This is a genomic window from Variovorax sp. LARHSF232, assembly GCF_052871435.1.
The window spans coordinates 1-1,496 of the sequence record NZ_JBIXJS010000025.1 but is presented as its reverse complement, the minus strand read 5'-3'; the positions used below and the strand labels follow the sequence as shown (position 1 = coordinate 1,496).

1 protein-coding gene is annotated in these 1,496 nt (G+C 64.0%); it reads left to right on the top strand.

The window, feature by feature from the left end:
• Positions 1–77: 77 nt before the first annotated feature.
• The gene (locus ACIPRI_RS26660) at positions 78–1,490 is read left to right on the top strand and encodes an IS701 family transposase (protein WP_446624522.1); all 1,413 of its coding nucleotides are present in this window, start codon (positions 78–80) and stop codon (positions 1,488–1,490) included.
• The last annotated feature ends 6 nt before the right edge of the window (positions 1,491–1,496 follow it).

The following is a 1,496-nucleotide window of genomic DNA, read 5'->3' as shown; positions in this document are numbered from 1 at the left end:
GCCTAGTCTTACTGTGTTAGTAATTTAAGCGAAATCAAGGCATTATGCGCACTTCTTCGAGCAAGAGGTGAACCTTGATGAAGGAATTGCATGAATTTGAGCGCTACCTGGCGCATTTGGGCGAGGGTCTGGGCCATGCAGACAGGCAAGCGGGACTGCGCGGGTATTGCACCGGTCTGATGGCTCCGCTCAAGCGCAAGAGCGTGGAGCCGATGGCGGCGCACCTGGCGCCGTCGGCCACGCGCTCGCGCCATCAATCGCTGCATCACTTCGTGGCCGATTCGGCGTGGTCTGACGAACAAATGCTGCTGCGCGTGGCGCAGTGGGTCGTGCCTGCGATGGACTTCAGAGACGGCGCCTGGTGGATCGTTGACGATACCGGCTTCCCCAAGCAAGGGCAGCACTCGGTGGGCGTCGCCCGGCAGTACTGCGGGATGCTGGGCAAGCAAGACAACTGCCAGGTGGCGGTGAGCGTGACGCTGGCATGCCAAGGGGGCAGCCTCCCGGTGGCATGGCAGTTGTACCTGCCCAAGGAATGGGCCGGGGACCTGCAGCGACGCGAGAGGGCGGGCGTTCCGCAAGACTTGGAGTTCGCCACCAAGCCGGCCATTGCGCTGGCGCAGATCGAGCGGCTGATGGAGCAAGGTGCGCCCAGGCACTGCGTGCTGGCCGATGCCGGCTATGGCGTTGAGACGGCGTTTCGAGAACGCCTGAGCGAGCTGGGCCTGCACTACGTGGTGGGTGTGACGGGCCAAGTGACGGTGTGGCCGCCGAGGCACGCCCCGCTGCCGCCCGAGCCGTACAGCGGTCGTGGCAACGTGCCCACCCGGCAGCGCCTGGGGGATGCCAAGCACCAGCGCCCGCAGTCGGTCAAGGAGTTGGCATTCGAGCTGGCCCCTTCTCAATGGCAGACCCTCGAATGGCGCGAGGGCACCAACTTCGCCTTGCGATCGCGATTCGCCCGCGTTCGCGTACATGCAGCCCATCGCGATCATCAGCGCTCGCAGTTGCGCCCTCAGGAGTGGCTTCTCATCGAGTGGCCCGAGGGTCACCGCGAACCGATGAAGTACTGGCTGTCCACGCTGGCGGAGGACGTAACGCTGCGGCGCATGGTGTTGGAGGCCAAGATGCGCTGGCGCATCGAGCGCGACTACCAAGATCTCAAGCAGGAACTGGGACTCGGGCACTACGAAGGCCGAGGCTGGCGGGGCTTCCATCACCACGCCAGCCTGAGCATCGCCGCTTACGGCTTCTTGATGGCGCGACAACTGCGGCACCCAGAGGGCGCCGGTAAAAAAAACTCCGCTCAACGCAAAGAACCTGCCCTACCCACGCATTACAAGCCTCGCGGCAGCCCAGCGCACGCAGCGCCACGTCCGATCGTCCATCACGACCTTGCGGCTGCTTATCGCCGCAGCCTTGATCGCGACGCTGCCCCGATGTCCGTGCTGCCTGCGCGCAAACGCAAGGCTTCTCTTATGACACAGTAAGACTAG

Excerpts from the sequence above, each read along its gene's own strand:
- ACIPRI_RS26660 (WP_446624522.1), top strand. The coding sequence starts at position 78 with ATGAAGGAATTGCATGAATTTGAGCGCTACCTGGCGCATTTGGGCGAG.